This window comes from Lactimicrobium massiliense, from assembly GCF_900343155.1.
In the GTDB taxonomy this organism is placed as follows: Bacteria; Bacillota_I; Bacilli_A; order Erysipelotrichales; family Erysipelotrichaceae; genus Bulleidia; species Bulleidia massiliensis.
Genome location: NZ_OUNG01000003.1, coordinates 216,982 through 233,556 on the forward strand (window position 1 = coordinate 216,982; position 16,575 = coordinate 233,556).

The following is a 16,575-nucleotide window of genomic DNA, read 5'->3' on the forward strand; positions in this document are numbered from 1 at the left end:
CTGTATCCTCCTCAAGATCACCGATCAGAGTCCGAAGCCGAAATCATCGGCAAACGCAAGATCCATGATGACCTGGTGGCGGAATGCTTCCATACCGCTCACTGTATCGATCGCAACGAGATAGTACTGTGCGTTGCGGTCATATTTCTGATTCTTGAATGTAAATTTCACACGGAATACGCGTTTCGAAGAATCCGTATCCCGTTTATCGGCAGCGATCATTGCCTCATTGGAAATCGTTTGCCCTTTGTCATCGATGAAGCAGACCCTATAGGTTACTGCCTTCACCACGTCACTGACCGGTTCCGTCTGGATGAAGTCCAATGTCGTAATCAGGTTCGTGATCTTATGTACCAAGCTCACCAGCATAATCCGTGCAGAACTGGTCTCTGCCTTGCCTTTTTCCATCTTCACTTCAACTACAGGCACCAGCATCTCTTGCGGAGAAGATCCGCCATGAACATAGTTCTGTCCACCGCTTCCCTGTACCTTGAACACACTGCTTCCGACCGGGAAGGAGACGATCTTGTCATCATCATTGCCGAGAATATAGCCCAGTGACAGACTGCAGACGCCGTCTGCCTGTACCGGCTGATGGGATACGACATATCTTCTCTTCACAATCGGATTGCCGCTCATACCGCCGATCTTGTCGCTTTCCTGTACCTTGTTCCGCTTATAGATAAATCCATGATCCGAGGTCACGATAAAATGATACGTATTTGCCGTGCTGCTGATCTTGCGGATCAGGCTGTAAATCTCATCTACAGCCTCTTCGCAGGCAACAAACACCTCATCTTCCGTATGTTCTCCGCGGGTATCGATCTGATCATGATAAACATAGACCACTCTCTTACCGGTAAAGATCTTGCGCAGTCCGGTCTGGTTCAGATTTTTAATGCTGTCAAACTGCACACAGCAGCTCTCCGGCTGCCGGGACTGTAGTACTTTTTCCCGGGATGCGAGATCGATGCAATAATTACCGTCAACCAGCTCCTGCCCGTCATCTGTCAGCTCCAGCTTCTGATGCGGCAGTAATGCAGCCATGCCGAGTCTGGTATAAGACGGCACGGTACTCAGCATCGGCTTAATCGAAACCGTGCTCTTCGGATCATCCGATAATCTGGCAAAGATTTCCTGCCCCACCTCATACCGCATGGCATCCGAAATAATGACAACCACGCGGTCATTCTGGCTGCCGACATTATTCAGATAGAAATTCCGCTGCAGAGGGATCACGCGCTGCGCGTCGGTTTCCATCATGCCGGCATTCCACTTCGGAAGCAGTTTTCCGAGAAAGTCGTTGGTATAGATGTTCTCTACCAACACACGGAGATCCTCGAAAGAAGAGCTGCTCTCCAGCTGATCCAGGTGGTAATAGAAGAATCGGTAGTTCTGATCAATCTTGTATCCATCCTTTTGATACTGGGTAATGATGCTCTTGAAACCATCTGCCGTCTGGAAATGAGCAGACTGCACGACAGGATACGCACATGCCAGCATCTCCCAGGCATGGAGATAATGAGATCCAAAATGCATCTTCTTCCGCTTCTCACAGACAGTCGGAATATCCAGATCTCCGAGCTTCGCTCCGATATCTTCATTCTGCAGGCGGTCTCTCACCCACTTCAGCAGGATTTCATCGATGACCGCAAAACTGTCGCAGCTGACCAGCGCTTCCGGCGCATAACTCTTCAGTGTTTCCGATACATGCAGACAATTCGCCACATAGCCGGATAGTTCGTCATATCTCTTACGGTACAGGACACTGTATATCAGGCTGTCCAGGAAGGCAATATCGTTGCCAGGCTTGGATGAAATGAATGGTTTCCAGGCTTCCGGAAGTGTATCCGTGATATACCGCTCTGCATAGGTCACGAAGATCGTAACTACCAGTTTCTGCAACGTCGGTTCCGGATCTGAATAGCCGTATTCCTGCCCGATCAATGTCCAGAAATCTGAGATCAGATCATACTTCTGAAATTCGTTCAGGTATTTGCTCTCACCGAGATCATCTTCCGTCAGCAGAACACGCAGCACTTCATCCAGAGAGCAAGTTCTGGTCCGGCAGATAGCGCTCATCATGCCGATCAGGAAGTTCTCCCGTGTATAATGCTCGATCTCCAGATCATAGAAACGCTTCGTACGGTCCTTATTCGCGAAAAAGGCGATATGCTTCTCAACGTTAGGCTTCAGTTCTTCGCTTATATGGAGATCCACCATGAGAAGGGACGCACGGTCCGCATAGAAACGCTTGGAATAGAGCAGAATATCCTCCAGATGATTCTGCTTCACATCCGGCTTCGGAAACGGCGCATAGATCAGGTAATTGGTCTCTGTATCCTTCCGTTCCAGGAAATACTTGATCTCAAACTGATGATTCTCCTGCAGCTTCAGGATCTTCGCGTTCTCCAGTTCCATGGAATCGATATCTTCCAGAAACTCCGCGCGGTCGTCATACCAGAAGACCAGCTTCCGACGGCCGGTGATAGTGGCAAATTCTTCATATAACCGATCAGTAATTTGTTTTAAATTTAGCTCTGCCATATATTATCCCCTAGGAGGCATCTACTTCAGCAATGTCCAATCATCATCAGCATCTTGAGTAACTTCCGTATTGAAAATAGCTCTTGCATTAAAAACCTTTGCTTTATCCCTCTCATCAAAGTACCTAATCTTAAGGTTATCAAAATGCTTATCCGATAATTCTGTTACCTGAGCTGTATTAAGCACATAAAGACATTTGAACGTGCTTATACTTCTTGGTGGAATGACAAAAGAGTAACTTCTAGCCTCTGTGCCAAAATATTCTTTCTCTACAGAAATTACCTTTCCACCACTTGTACGGTTATGTTCTGTATAGTTAATCTGTGTCATTTTTTTCAAGAAGTGATTGCCATCATATAACAAAATACTAATATCTCTGATTACTCGAGTAGTATTGCTTACATTTTGAATTTGATATAACACCGGGACAGAGAAATATTTACCCTGGTTGCCTTTCATCATTCCCCATCCTGTTTGTTCACTGGAAGTATTGATGATTTTAAAATAAATTTTGAGCTTGCCTACTTTATCAAGCCATCTTCCGACAATGACAGTCAATATGCTTGATAAAAATCCAATAATAGCCCCAATAATCGTATTCAACATATTGTTGCTCATTACTCTTTTTTCATAATATTCTTCGAGTCCGCAAGAACTTCATAGAACTTGCCGTCACTGCCGGTTTGTACCTTGCGATAGTTCACCTTCACACCGTCATCCAGATCGATCGCGATCCGATCCAGTGCCAGATGAGAAATCTTCTCATCATAGTCCTTGCATTCCTTCAGCTGTTTCTGCAGCTTTTCTTTTCGCTTGGAAGCAACCGAGACGTCATGCGCAGACTTGCTGTGATCCATCATGTCCTGCATGCGGTCGATCTCACTCATATAGATCTGCTCCATACGATGCAGGTACTTCACACGGACTACACCGGTCGTATCTTCGTTGTATCGATGCATGTAGATGAGCGCCTTGAATCCATTCTGTTTACCGGAATCATAGAGCCAGTAGATCGGACGCTTTCCGGATCCGGTCACAGAATAAGTCTGACAGTGATCCTTGAAGAAGTCAGTAAGGAAATAATTCCGGATGATCTCCCGGCTGGTATTGCCCTTATTGCCAAGTGCCTTGGCGATGAAGTCCAGATTCTCCTCCAGTGTATCCTCTCCGTATACCTTCTTCAGCCACTGGATCAGCAGACCTACAATATCGTCATCAAAGTAATCCTCATCGGTGATCGGAATCACGTTATCGACATCCGGTATGAACGTGGAATACTTGCTGGCATCCCAATCACCTCCCGCATAAGCAAGACCATCAACATCTAAGGAATAACGTCCAAGCAGGCAGCCGACAGTATAAGAGAGCAATGCTTTAACATCTCTTTGCTTGTCAGCGACAGTCAATGAGATATCGTTTCTAGAAATGTTGGGAGTCAATGAGTCTTGTAAACCATAGGCACTTATGTAATAGGAATTGATTTTTTCTTCTAGTGATTTCTGTTTATCAATACGCTTATCGCATAATGCCTTCCATTGGTCCCATGCATCCTGAACAGATAAAACATGATTAGCAGTCCACCAACCAGTTCTAAAATTCCACGATATTTCACTGGAATCATAATCTGCTTTACTAATTTCTATACACTCTTTTGCTTCATCCCCCATGGAGAGCTTTTCTAACCAAATAGGAAACTTCTGCATCGATCCTGCTGTATAGTGAATCGTAGGCGATAAAATATCCATTAAATATTGGCCAATACGGCTATTTGCCAACGCCAGCAATTCATATCCATATTTTTCAGAGAAGAAGGTTGGTGCGCACGTATCAAAAATACATCCTTTCGGCCAATATCTAACGCTCATGCGTCCAGAGGAGACGTCTGACCAGGAAAATCCACTTTGAAAATAAAAATTTGTATTACGAGCGTATGAACCATGGTAGTCTTTTATTGATTTCCCAGAAGCAGTCCAATTCACAATAAAATATTGATTTCCGAACCACTTTCTGTAATCACCGCCTTTGTTATATGGAATCCATTCAACTTCTTTTCCATCAAGCGAATTAAAAGTGATTTTGTCATAGGGAACTTCAAACCATAGCTTCAAAAATCTTTCATTATCGCCAGTTTGTAAGCCTACTTTTACATCTGCTAGCTTTTCCAAAGGAACTGCAGATGCAAAAGCCTTAAACATGTTTTGGTTCGTCCAATAGGCCAAAGGATATCCTGGAAGCAAGCTGAAATTCTCCTGGTTTTCAATGTATTGCCCTTTCCGTAACAGAAAAGCTTTTTTTCTGTCTTCATTTGACAAAACATCCCCTTGTTTTTCAAACAATCTAAAATAATACGCTCGATAATTATCAATTTTATGATTTGCCAATACAAAAGTAGTCGTACCGAAATCCGACCCAAAAATCCCTCTTCCTGGGTGAATCAAATTAACAATGGTTTCCTGACTTAAAAGCTTTGCCCTGAAATTTTGATAACTTGTGATAAACATCCATACAGGGATATTTATCATTGAGATAAGACCTTTCTCTAAACACATGAAACTAGACAAGCTCATAAATACAGTACTCATATCCGATTTAACGTCTGGATAATTCGTTTTAATATAATTTGACAATGTAGCATTCATATTATTTGCCCCCATATAGGGCGGATTTGTTACTACAGTCAAATATTTATCTTGCATAGTTTTGCAAATACACAAAGTGCTTTGGATTTCACTTATGGTTTCTTGCAACCCTAAAGTTTCCAAGGAAATCTGTTTTTCAGTTTCCGTCGCATGAACATACTTCGTCAACGCATCAAAGTCATATCCTTCCACCTTGATGATCGATCCATAAATCTTTGCATCTCTGAACCGATCCAACAGGCACACTAACTCCTTCTGATTTTTCTTTCTGGTCTGCTCATCCTGAAGATTGCCCAGGAATTTCAGATGTTCCCTGTTGATGTCATTGCTCTCCTCAATGGCATAGACATGCGGCTCGATGCCTCTGGTCAGGATCCGGCGGTCATACTGTCTGCCTTTCATCATGACGGCAAAGTATGCCAGCTGGAAGGCACGCTCATCGATATCGAGTCCATAGAGATTGTTCTTCAGGATGGACTGTGCAGCGTCTCTCTCGGAGTATCCGACAGAGGTATAGATCTGCATGAGGACATCAAATCCGTAAACCAAGATATGGCCAGAACCCATAGAAGGATCCATGAGCGTCAGATCTTCCGGACGGAGCTTCTTGTACTCTTCCCGTTCTTCCTGCAGTTTGGCTTCTACTTCCGGTTTCTGCTTTGCTTCATCGATGTAATAAATCCAGTTCTTCTTCAGTTCATCGTTCGGATGTCCGTTCAGCCAGACTCTGCCTAGAGAGTTTTCTACCATGTAGCGGACGATCCAGTCCGGCGTGAAGAGCTGTGTGGCAGAGGGAATCCGTTCCTTTGTGATCTTCTTGTTCTTCTTCAGAAACGCAAAGGTCTCGTCCTTCAGTTCGGCATTGTAATACTGATACAGCCAGCCGATGATCTCCACCTGACCGGTCGGTCTGCCATCTTCGCCGATATTGTTGATATCGAAATCCTGCTCCTCGATGTCGTGAACAAGGTGATAGACTACTCCCTCTTTGTCCGTGACAGAAACATTGAGCAAAAGCTCTGTATAATCTGCCGTCTTTTCAAACAATCTTGGCAGATACTGATTCAGGGAATTGCATTCCTTAATAAATAGCATCTGGAAGAGTTCATCGACCGAATTGTCATTTTTCAGCTGAATGATCTGCTGCTTTTCTTTCTCTGTGAATTCAAGCTCTGTATCGAACGGTGTGGTCACCATGTCCGGCTCCAGCTTGGAACCGTTCTCGGAAGACAGCACACGGATATGATCCGGCATGTAGTCATTGACTTCCATGAACCGGATGGCGATCAGGCGGTTGAACCATGTATAAGCGACTTCTTCCACGACACTGTTAAAAGCGGTCTGATAGTCAGATCCTTTCGCACGGTCACTGATCAGCCTGGCAAGATGTGCTCTCTGGCGCACAGCATCCCCGGAGATCACATACGGCTCTTTTGTGCCGATGTCGTATGCTTCTTCCCCCAGCATAGACTGCGGAAGAGCGGACTTGATCCCCTGATCCGTGATTCCCATCAGACTTGCTTTATAGGTGATATCCGCAATGAGCTTCTTTCTGGCCCATGTTGCGAAGTTTTTGATCGATGTCTTATTCATAGCCTACCGTCCTTATCATGGTGATCAGAACTCGATGTTCACAATCGTATCTTCTTCCAGCTGCTTCTTGAGACGTACCCTGAGTGTTTCCACAAAGTCGTCGACGTCAGCCTCTGTTTCCACTCTCTGGGAAGCTGACATAGTGATCTGCTTGATCGTCACATTCTTGGTTCTCTTTTGATGTACCGGTGTCACCGGAGTCACAGGAGTATCGTCGCCATTCTCCTTCGCTCTTCTCCGTTCCTCTTCGATCCGCTTTCTTTCCAGTTCCTGATCGATCCTATCCATCTCATTGAGCAGACGCATCTTCTGGGCTTCCGCCTTATCCGCGAAGCCTCTGAGAGAAGATACATTGTTGCACTTCTTAGCTCCTTCCCGGAGATCTGCGAAGAACCGGCGGTACTGCGCTTCCTTTTCCGCTTGATAAGGCTTTGCGGAAAGGACTTCGATGACACGCTTCTCTGCCTCATCGATAGCCGCTACGACCGGTGCCTCCTGAGCATCCAGGATCTGGTTATAGAGATTCATGAAGGTTTCCAGCAGTTCCGGAAGCTTCGGAATGTTGTTGTACGGTTCCTGTTGTCTTAGGATATCTTCGATGGCATGGACATTTTCCTCCAGTTCCTCATTGGCGATATAGGTCTTGCTGTCTTCATAGATATTCATGAGGCGGATCGCACGGTCAAAGATCTGCTTCTGCTCGCCTTTGAAGAAGCTGCGGATCGGCTCGTAGTAATCCGCGAAATCCAGGAAATCATCCTGATAGCGCTGGATATTCTTATAGAATTCTGTAGTAGAATCCGCCTCGCAGATCATGGTCAGCAGGCGCTTGCCATCACTGATGGTCTTCTTGCCCGGATACTTTGCATAGTCATACTGCACCAGCAGACGATCCAGATCATTTGCCATGTTCTGCGCATTGCGAACAAAGGCATGCATCATCTGATCTTCATCATCGAAATCCGTGGAGACATGGAAAAGCTCTTTCATGACATCCCGACAGATCTTCTTCTCCCGGTCGGAGATCCGGGTCCTCTGCTCCATCATGAGCTTTTCCTGGTACTGCTTCTTTGTGATATAGGAGATGATCTCGTCCTTACTCTTATTGATCAGGCTGACCTGGGCACCATTCATGTAGAAAGTGAGATCTCCCCTGCGGAACAGCTTGGCGATCAGCCAGTCCACATCATCTTCGACAAAGCCATACGGAGCCTTCATGAAGTAGTCCTTGACAGTCTTCATGGACGTCTTCATATGCATCTGTGTCTGCCGCTGGATATACTGCAGTGCATCATCCAGAGCATGCACATTTGCCTCTCCCTGATCGCCCAGCTTCAGATTCATCTGATTGCTGGAATCAAAGAGCCTGCGGATATCAGATTCACTGAATGCGGCATCAATATAGGAAAGCTTGTGGTATACGGTGTCTACCAGGCGGCCGACTGCCTCATTGATCCGGCTGGCAACATCTTTTGCCTTGATATTGGCCTTATCGCCATTGACATAGATGGCAGCTTCCTTCAGTGCCTCTGTCAGATATAATTTGGCGTTTGAAGCACGGTCCCGCATCTCCAGACGCTTGGCATCCTTGATGGACTCGTACTTGGTCAGTGCAGAAGTTGTATTCCTGCGGAGGAACTTCTCGATCTTAAGATAGGTCTGAATCTCGTCCATGAAGCTGCGGTCGTTCGGAAGGACGACCAGCACTTCCTTTCCCTGACCGGACATCATACGGAGCGTGATCTCATCCTCGATATCTGCCGCCGGCGTGATGATATGCACACCGATATCATTGTTCTGATTAGCCTTGTACGGACGGTCATCGACAGTCTGATTGAAGCGGAACGCATAACGGCCGTTGAACTTCGGATACTGGTAGCGGTTATCACGAAGGATCTCCTCAAAGATCATTTCCGAGATCTTGTTGATGACCTCAGCGTTATCAACCTGCTCCTCTTCGATCTCGCGGTTGATCTCCTGCTCTTCATCGGTCAGGAAGACATAGACATCGCCGTTCTTCTGCACGAGCATCTGGCGCTGCAGTACGGTCAGTGCATCCTGCACGCGTTCCTTCAGCGTGATACGATCCTCATCGATGCTGGTCATCATGAGGGTTGTGATGTTATCGATATTTGCCTGGATGTCCTCAACATATTTGATCAGGAACAGTGTCTTCAGCACATCGATAGCAAAAACATTGCTGTCCTTTCCTTCCGGATTGATCTTGCCATTGTCATAGGCTTTGATGATGACGCTCCGGTGACTGTGGTCCAGGAAGTTCTCCATCGGCGCATAGAAGGCATAAAACGGCATCAGGGTTCCTTCCGGCATACTGCCCCAAGCAGCTGCGGATTCCTTGAACATAGCCAGCATGGAACGTTCGCCTTCCGACAGATGCTTGCCGGATGCTCCATGCGTACGGATGGCAGTCAGCACGGATGCCAGCAGGTTGAACTGATACGGAATAAACGGATAAACATCCGCAAAATCCTGTGCGGAAGAATACAGTTTCCGCTCAACGGATCCAGAGAACACGATCCGGTTTTCGATGATGGTCTGCTTCTGTCCATAGAGAAGGCGCAGCATCTGTGCGGCTGTATCCTTCTTCTCCAGAATTCTCTTCTTGATGACCGCATCAACGTTCGCAGAAGATAGGGAAAGTCTTGTATCGAAGCGACCTTGAATCTTGGAGAAATCATTGCCGATGACCTTTACGACAGAGTCAATATCCTGCTGGGAAGTCACGATGATCCATGCCTTGCCCATGCATTCTCTGCCGAGGTCTTCTTCCAGTGTCTGCAGATTCAGCATCAGCGCACGGTTGTCACCGATGTACTGGCCGACTTCATCCACGGCAAAGACAACATGATGGTTATTGCCCTTGCTGTCGATATACTTCTTTACCCGTTTTGCAAAATCTTCAATGCTGACCCGATACGTTCCGGATGCCTTCTCGCACCAATTTCTTGCAGCGTCTTCACTCATGAAGCCCATGTCAGAGAGGACATCAACGATATCGTCCTGAATGAAGTCAAAGTCGTTCCGGGAACTCTCCCAGGTATCACCGGTAGCATCTTCAAATTTCTGTTTGAATTCTTCGTATCTTCCTTTATCGGAGAGCTGTTTTTCCAGATCCGCCAGATACGGGATGGACCCGCAGAATCCCTGCATCTCATTGAAGACCTTCAGGAAAACATTGACGATGGCGTCTTTGTTTTCCTTGCCGTTCGATTCGCTCTTGGAATCGATATTGAACAGCACGACGTCCGTCGGCGTCTGCGCCGCCAGCTGCATATCTGCCAGCACGGCAGCATCCGAAATCTTGTTGTCTTCAATGAAGTAATCGATTGCATACTTGCCGGCGATCTCCTTATTTTCCAGAAGGTAGGAAAGGATCTTCAGCAAGTGTGATTTACCGGATCCGAAGAAGCCGGAAATCCAGACACCGGTCTTTGTGGTATTTCCGATGATTCCCTGTTTATAAGCGGAGAAGAAGTCCGCGAAATGCTTCTGCAGTTCCCTGGTAACGACATACTCCTCGAGTTCCTGCTTCACATTGGCATTTTCATCCTGACCTACGATAATGACACCCTGAAGATCACGGTCAATATTCTTCAGAAACATATCTCTGATCTGCATATTCTTCTTCCTCTCTATCTTGCAATCCGGAATGCCCGGTAATAGTTGTCTTCCTTGCGTTCATCGAATACGACGAGTTCCTGCTCCGTATAGGTTCCAGGATAGAACAGAACCATCGGTGTGGAAGCGAATTCCTTCGGCATGTTATAGAAGACCTTGTTAAAGACCTCCGGTGCCTCCAGAAGCGGATAGCATTTACCGATACCGGTGATGAAAACCACGGCATTTTCCGGCGTATGATCCACGATATACTGCACCAGGTAGTTGTCCTTATCGGTAATGCGAAGTGTACGCTGTACGGCCTTTACAACGCGCTCCAGTCCATTCCGCTCTTCCATTTTTTCTGTCTTCTCGATGAAGTTCTTGGATTCCAGATAGTCAATGATGATGTCATAGAGATCGAAGACGATCAGTTCAAATCCTTCGGTCCCTTTTTCATTCCGCTTTTTCATCTGGCTGATCCGGTTGCGGACCTTCAGTTCTTCTTCCGGTTCGTAATCGAAGACCCAGTAATTGACTTCATTTGCCTTGCCATCCGCCCGGCGGAAAGTCGGCCGATGAATCTTCTCGTCCATCTCATCAAGACGCACATTCAGGTTTCTTCTGGATGAACGAAGGCGGCGAATTCTCTCTTCCTCTGCCATGTCAAGCCTCCCCCGTCAGTGCTTTGACGATCACTGCCATCTCATGATCCTGCAGCCAATGTTCTAATGATGGATCCAAAATCGGTTTCAGAATCTTACGTTCTTTCTTACCGTCACCCGACATTCCTGCATTCAGTAAATACTGTTTGTAAGTGGCTCCAAGCCTTCCTAATGTCTGATCCGTCCACTTTGCGACTTCTTCATCCTGTATCTGTTTATTGTGGAAGAAAACTCGGATATCCGCATCGTAAAACGAATTACTTCCTATTAACATCTTTTCTCTGATCACTTCATACATGAAGTCAAAGAACAAGGTATCATTTGCCATGATGCTGGACAGCACGAACAGCTTCTGTGTAGCAATATCTGACTCCAGAAACAGATCATAGAAATCATTGCCAAGTGCTTTGATCCATCTGGTAACCGTACTGTAGATCATCTTTGATCTTGCCGGTGTCTGCGCACCAAACAGATTTCCCTGTGTATTGAGCACTTTGATCTCTTCAAAGGATTTTCCGCTCTGAAGCAGTTCCACTTCCTTCCGGAACTCCATGAACCAGAAGGCAAATTTCACTGCACCTGCACTGTATTTATTTCGCTTCATCCATTGCCTCCGTTATTCTTCCTTGCAGTGAATCACCTCGGCAACATCACCGAGATCACAGTCCAGCACATCGCATATTTTGACCAGTACCTCAAGAGATACGATCTCATTCCTGCCCATTCTGGCAACCGTATTGGAACTGATTCCCGTTGCCTCACGAAGATCCTTCTTCTTCATACCCTTGTCAATCAGAAGCTTCCAGAGTCTGTTGTAACTGATAGTAGCCATAGCCGATTCCTCTATATGATCATTCTTCCAGATAAAGTATTTCTGGGGTAATCATAACATCAGTCATACTGATCAACAATGACAGAAGCTTGCAGAAAATACATTTTTCATTCTCAATAAAGGAGTAATTAATGATAACCTGCATAATTTCTTTCAATGGCGAAACTCCGAAATGTCAAGGATGGCATCACCCCTAAGAGCAACAAAAAGCTTCGCAATAAGTATGGATGAACATGAACAAGCTTCATTCACCGGCATACATCATTACGAAGCATTTCTCAGAATATTATTATTGAGACATAACTATTCACGACTATTTCATTTATCTTCTGACAGTTCTGCCAGTTCTGAATACAGTTTAAGCACCGTGTTCATCAGTTCAATTTGCTCATCACTCAACTGATCTAGAGTCTGCAGTCTTTTCACTTCATCGAGAAGCTCTTTGACCTGTGCATTCATCTGGTAAAACACACGTGGATTGCCCTGAACCACGACCCCATGGTTAAGAACGCACTGCATAATGTAGTCCTGCTTGCTCAGACCGGAGAGTTTCACAAGCTTATCCAATTGCTCATTTTCTTCTTCGGACATGCGGATACCGATGAATTTGGTACGCCATCTGCCTTTCTGATCAACATTTTTTGCTGACATTGTCACTCACCTCCTTTCTTCAGCTCATCCAGTGAATCAGCAAGCTTTTGCTGATCATCTGGGAACATATGTGCATAGTGATATGTGATGTAAACACTGCTGTGACCGACTCGCTGACCGATCGTAAGTGGAGACCACCCCATATGAATCAGTAAACTGACATGAGAATGTCTCAGATCATGAATGCGGATCCTGGGCAGCCCGGCACTTGCAGATCCCCTGTCCATTGCCCTTGAAAGCATAGATTTTGTCAGTGGAAACATGCGCTCATTTTGTTCAGGTTTATAGAGCATTTTCAGATAATCCTGCAGATCATCCACAAGGAAATCAGGCATTGAAACCTGCCGGATACTGTTTAAGGTCTTGGGTTTTGTAATGTATTCCTTACCCTTCAGTACGTAGTATGTCTTTGTGACATTGATGATTTTCTTGTCAAAATCAATGTCATCCGGTGTCAGAGCCAGCATTTCACCTTCACGCAAACCACACCAATAAAGGATCTGAAAGGCATAGTAATAGATGGGTTCAGCTTTCATTTCTTCAGAAAATGCAAGGTATTGTTCCTTGGTCCAGAAGCTGTTTTTCACTTCTTTGTCCGTCCCCATATTTCCCGCCAAGGCTGCAGGATTGGACTTTAGTTCGTAATATTTCATGCCGTGATTGAACATTGCCGATAACTGGTTATGGATTGTCTTCAGATAGCTCTTAGACAGCCCTTTTCCATTGGAATTCTCATAAGAAATCAGTCTGTTCTGCCACTGCATGACATCCCTTGTCGTGATCTCATTCATCGGCAATTTTCCGAGATACGGAACAATCCAGGTATCAATAAGGGATTGCTTCATCACGCATGTATCAGGCTTCAGACGGCCCTTCATGTCCTCCATGTACTTCTCGGAAAACATCTTCAGTGTCATGCCGGAGCTACCACTGTTCTTCATCTTGAACGCCTGTTCCCATTCAACTGCTTCTCTCTTGGTTGAAAAACCACGTTTGGTCTTGTAAATGGTCTTTCCGTCAAAATCCTTGTAGCGGAACTTACAGAACCACGGATTCTTACCCTTTCCCTTATAAGCCGGCATAATCAGTCCGCCTCCCTTTCTGATGACTTTCCTGTGTAGGTCTTCTCCTCAAAATAGATACGGCTTACCTTCCCCGGAACCGTCAGGTAACCCTGCGCTTCCAGCTGATCATTCAATTCTTTGATGATCTTGTATGCCATTGACCGAGATACTTCCATATACATGCAGACATCTTTTGCGGTCAGAAATCTTTTGTTACTCATAGGTACATTTTCCATGTGTTACCTCCTAACACGGTTTTCCGTGCTTCTATTATTAGTATAGCACGGTTTTCCGTGTTGCCGACACGATTTCCCGTGCTGTCTAAAAATGTTTTGTGGCTTTCATCAAAACGTGCTAACTTATTGGAAGAGGTTACTCATGATTGAATATAAGATTGATGTTATTGAAGCATTGAAAGATGCTGGCTATCCGGTACAGCGGATCCGTAATGAAAAGCTTTTGTCACAAAGCACTCTTAGTTCATTACGCAAAAATGCCTATATTTCTATGGACGCTTTGAACACAATCTGTATCCTTATTCATTGCCAGCCTGGTGATGTTATCCAAATGAATCTGTCTGAAGAAGAAAAAGAACAGTTTGCAAAGTAAACCGTTCATTCTGAGGTGATTATGAGTAGAAAAGCAGATATTGTTACACAGCCCGAAGAAAGTAAGCTTGAATCTCTGGATGCGGAGGAAATACGATCAGAAAAAGGATATCAGTATTACAGAGATCATTTTACTTTTAAGTGCCATGAATGCGGATGCCCGATGATTCTTACCAAAAGCTCAAAGAAATATACAACATATTACTTTCGACACAATGAATCAGATCCGGAAAAACGTTTTTCAAATTGCAAAGATTACAAACAAGGTATCAAGAAACTTAGCCGAAGTTCCGTAGCAGTCGGCGATAAGGTGTTTGATCCTTTCAAGAAAACGAATCCTACAGCAACTACCACAAGCGCTACGCATGCTTCCAGAGTCAGCAATTTATCAGACTCTGATGAAGATGAAAACGAAGAAAATACTTATGACCAGAGAAAGAACAGTAAGTATTACAAACTGGAAGCTCTATATTATGGTCTGAAGGATTCCCCTTCCTATGCCGAATGCAAGATCAATGATATTCACGGAAAAATACGCAGTTATCGTGTGGGTGATACTTTGATTGACGGAGAGACATACGAGAGACTCTCTGACATCAACATGTCGGATCCTCATGTCTTTACCTGCCGAGTTATTTCGCAGCCGGAAAGGAACGCAATAGCTCAACAGCTGAAAAATATGGGTGATAGGTATTTCAACAACCATATTTTTCTCAAAGCCAGCTACTCTGTAGAAAACAGTAATACTAAGCCGGTTTATATTGTGTTTAATTTGTATCCAAAGGAAAGAAGCGAGTATTTTGACGAATATAATGCGAAGAAAGAAAAATTTGGCGGGACTGTCGATATCGTTGTGTTTTCTACACGAAGTAAACTTATTTATGATGAAAATGACAAAGCAATTGTCGACATCACTGTCTACGACACTCCTCGCTATTGTTTTGTACCAGCTTCTGAAATTTGATAAGCTTTCCGGATTTCATCTGTCACATTCACTTCAGACTGTTCCGTTCTGGATGAATGCTTCTCAAGGACATCCAAGTTTGTTTGATCATCAGAGATATTCTCAATGCGAAGGGTATCTCTTTTTTCTCTGTTTCTCGCATCAATGTACAGGTCTGCAGAACCCGATATTTCCAGATTTACAAACGGTTCATTATCAATGTGCAGACTTGAATTCAGCTTATAAGTATGATCCTCAGCTTGATTCAACGGATGCTTATTCATGATTTTCAAAAGTCTGTACAGGTACTCTTCATCAGCAAAGTCCACACGTTTTAAGGGCGTATTCTCAATGCAATGCCCCATAATGTACTGGGAATCCAGCATACTCATACCGAGTGTATAAAGATGTGTCGCCATGTTTCTGCGCAGAAGATAGGTAGTCACATCCTTCTCAACAAGTCCGTCTTCCGCATCATTTTCCTGTCTCAGTAAATATGAAAGACCCGCATACTCCTTTTCAGACATCTTAACTTTTTCTCTCAGAAGATTTTTACCGGCATCACTTAGGTTTCTGCTTGTGCACCGGATTCCATATGATGATCCGTGACAGGCAACCGGCATTTCATCAATACTCCTGTAAACAGTTCCGTCTTCCGCCGTGTACGGAAATGATATGTTCTCTGTCAGAAATGATTTTCTTTTCTGCAGAAGATCAAGAAGACAGTCAATCACCGGAATCTGCCTGGGTGCGTTATAAGTTTTTCCACCCAGTTTCAATGCATTGCTTGCGATCTTTGTTGTCTGATAAATCTGCATGTAATAGCATCCGGGATGATCCTGCATTTCACGGATACCGCCCCAATTTAAGCCGCAGGCTTCGTTATTACGGACAGCCGAGCAAAACATCAAGGTAAGTCCGATCAGCTCTCCTTGGCTTGTTTCCGGGTCTTTCAGAGCGTCACAGACAAGCAGTTCTTCCTTCACAGACAATGATCTGCGGATCAGCATTGCCGCAGCATTGACATCCTCCTTGGCATCCTTTCTCTTTTCAAAATCGTATCCGTTTCCCCACATTCTGTAATGATCAATATCCAGGTTCTGCGGATCTTTGAAGAACGCTTCACATGGATCATATACAAGATGACGGATATCGGTATTGATACTGAGACGGCTGTAGTTTGTTTCCTCTCCGATAACGGAAAGCAGTTCTTCCAGGTTTTCTTCCGAATATTCACTCATTGGGAAAGCCGTGTTGACATACGGAAAGATCATGGTTTCATACCGGTTGATATACGTGTCACGGGTTGTCTGATTGATTCCCTGTGTATAAGAATCAAAGTATTTATGCACCGCACCAATGAAATTCATCTTGCCTTTTGGTGTCAGTGTTTCTCTTTTCATATCAAAAAACAG

At 44.9% G+C, this 16,575-nt stretch carries 13 protein-coding genes; 2 read left to right on the forward strand and 11 right to left on the reverse strand.

Features of this window, described 5'->3' with window-relative positions; genetic code table 11:
* Window positions 1–24: 24 nt before the first annotated feature.
* From pglZ to DHU66_RS06875, 10 genes are all read right to left on the reverse strand, one after another.
* Window positions 25–2,547: a BREX-1 system phosphatase PglZ type A gene (gene pglZ / locus DHU66_RS06830; protein ID WP_108775118.1), complete on the reverse strand. Its 2,523-nt coding sequence runs from the start codon at window positions 2,545–2,547 to the stop codon at window positions 25–27.
* Between the two features lie 21 nt (window positions 2,548–2,568).
* Window positions 2,569–3,153: a hypothetical protein gene (locus DHU66_RS06835; protein ID WP_135358321.1), complete on the reverse strand. Its 585-nt coding sequence runs from the start codon at window positions 3,151–3,153 to the stop codon at window positions 2,569–2,571.
* Between the two features lie 11 nt (window positions 3,154–3,164).
* The gene (gene pglX, locus DHU66_RS06840) at window positions 3,165–6,779 is read right to left on the reverse strand and encodes a BREX-1 system adenine-specific DNA-methyltransferase PglX (RefSeq protein WP_108775120.1); all 3,615 of its coding nucleotides are present in this window, start codon (window positions 6,777–6,779) and stop codon (window positions 3,165–3,167) included.
* A gap of 24 nt (window positions 6,780–6,803) precedes the next feature.
* Window positions 6,804–10,418: a BREX system P-loop protein BrxC gene (gene brxC / locus DHU66_RS06845; protein WP_108775121.1), complete on the reverse strand. Its 3,615-nt coding sequence runs from the start codon at window positions 10,416–10,418 to the stop codon at window positions 6,804–6,806.
* 14 nt (window positions 10,419–10,432) lie between these two features.
* Window positions 10,433–11,062: a DUF1788 domain-containing protein gene (locus tag DHU66_RS06850; RefSeq protein ID WP_108775122.1), complete on the reverse strand. Its 630-nt coding sequence runs from the start codon at window positions 11,060–11,062 to the stop codon at window positions 10,433–10,435.
* 1 nt (window position 11,063) lies between these two features.
* Complete coding sequence (locus tag DHU66_RS06855) at window positions 11,064–11,666, reverse strand: DUF1819 family protein (RefSeq protein WP_108775123.1); 603 nt, start codon at window positions 11,664–11,666, stop codon at window positions 11,064–11,066.
* Window positions 11,667–11,678: 12 nt separating this feature from the next.
* Window positions 11,679–11,894, reverse strand: coding sequence for a helix-turn-helix domain-containing protein (locus DHU66_RS06860; RefSeq protein WP_108775124.1), 216 nt, complete (start codon window positions 11,892–11,894; stop codon window positions 11,679–11,681).
* Window positions 11,895–12,212: 318 nt separating this feature from the next.
* Complete coding sequence (locus tag DHU66_RS06865) at window positions 12,213–12,545, reverse strand: plasmid mobilization protein (protein ID WP_108775125.1); 333 nt, start codon at window positions 12,543–12,545, stop codon at window positions 12,213–12,215.
* A gap of 2 nt (window positions 12,546–12,547) precedes the next feature.
* On the reverse strand, window positions 12,548–13,627 hold the full coding sequence (locus DHU66_RS06870) for a site-specific integrase (RefSeq protein WP_108775126.1): 1,080 nt from the start codon (window positions 13,625–13,627) through the stop codon (window positions 12,548–12,550).
* A gap of 2 nt (window positions 13,628–13,629) precedes the next feature.
* Entirely contained in the window at window positions 13,630–13,845 is a 216-nt protein-coding gene (locus tag DHU66_RS06875) for a DNA-binding protein (protein ID WP_245309434.1), read from the reverse strand.
* A gap of 142 nt (window positions 13,846–13,987) precedes the next feature.
* Between DHU66_RS06875 and DHU66_RS06880 the strand changes: the two genes are divergently transcribed.
* On the forward strand, window positions 13,988–14,218 hold the full coding sequence (locus DHU66_RS06880) for a helix-turn-helix domain-containing protein (RefSeq protein ID WP_167836302.1): 231 nt from the start codon (window positions 13,988–13,990) through the stop codon (window positions 14,216–14,218).
* 21 nt (window positions 14,219–14,239) lie between these two features.
* Complete coding sequence (locus DHU66_RS06885) at window positions 14,240–15,181, forward strand: hypothetical protein (RefSeq protein ID WP_108775128.1); 942 nt, start codon at window positions 14,240–14,242, stop codon at window positions 15,179–15,181.
* Here DHU66_RS06885 and DHU66_RS06890 read toward each other — a convergent pair.
* On the reverse strand, window positions 15,151–16,563 hold the full coding sequence (locus tag DHU66_RS06890) for a hypothetical protein (RefSeq protein ID WP_135358322.1): 1,413 nt from the start codon (window positions 16,561–16,563) through the stop codon (window positions 15,151–15,153). The two genes, DHU66_RS06885 and DHU66_RS06890, sit on opposite strands and share 31 nt — an antisense overlap.
* Between the last annotated feature and the right edge of the window lie 12 nt (window positions 16,564–16,575).

What these genes read in the sequence shown, in the direction of transcription:
- pglZ (WP_108775118.1), bottom strand. Translation starts at nt 2,547, where the DNA reads ATGGCAGAGCTAAATTTAAAACAAATTACTGATCGGTTATATGAAGAA.
- DHU66_RS06835 (WP_135358321.1), bottom strand. Translation starts at nt 3,153, where the DNA reads ATGTTGAATACGATTATTGGGGCTATTATTGGATTTTTATCAAGCATA.
- pglX (WP_108775120.1), bottom strand. Translation starts at nt 6,779, where the DNA reads ATGAATAAGACATCGATCAAAAACTTCGCAACATGGGCCAGAAAGAAG.
- brxC (WP_108775121.1), bottom strand. Translation starts at nt 10,418, where the DNA reads ATGCAGATCAGAGATATGTTTCTGAAGAATATTGACCGTGATCTTCAG.
- DHU66_RS06850 (WP_108775122.1), bottom strand. Translation starts at nt 11,062, where the DNA reads ATGGCAGAGGAAGAGAGAATTCGCCGCCTTCGTTCATCCAGAAGAAAC.
- DHU66_RS06855 (WP_108775123.1), bottom strand. Translation starts at nt 11,666, where the DNA reads ATGAAGCGAAATAAATACAGTGCAGGTGCAGTGAAATTTGCCTTCTGG.
- DHU66_RS06860 (WP_108775124.1), bottom strand. Translation starts at nt 11,894, where the DNA reads ATGGCTACTATCAGTTACAACAGACTCTGGAAGCTTCTGATTGACAAG.
- DHU66_RS06865 (WP_108775125.1), bottom strand. Translation starts at nt 12,545, where the DNA reads ATGTCAGCAAAAAATGTTGATCAGAAAGGCAGATGGCGTACCAAATTC.
- DHU66_RS06870 (WP_108775126.1), bottom strand. Translation starts at nt 13,627, where the DNA reads ATGCCGGCTTATAAGGGAAAGGGTAAGAATCCGTGGTTCTGTAAGTTC.
- DHU66_RS06875 (WP_245309434.1), bottom strand. Translation starts at nt 13,845, where the DNA reads ATGGAAAATGTACCTATGAGTAACAAAAGATTTCTGACCGCAAAAGAT.
- DHU66_RS06880 (WP_167836302.1), top strand. Translation starts at nt 13,988, where the DNA reads ATGATTGAATATAAGATTGATGTTATTGAAGCATTGAAAGATGCTGGC.
- DHU66_RS06885 (WP_108775128.1), top strand. Translation starts at nt 14,240, where the DNA reads ATGAGTAGAAAAGCAGATATTGTTACACAGCCCGAAGAAAGTAAGCTT.
- DHU66_RS06890 (WP_135358322.1), bottom strand. Translation starts at nt 16,563, where the DNA reads ATGAAAAGAGAAACACTGACACCAAAAGGCAAGATGAATTTCATTGGT.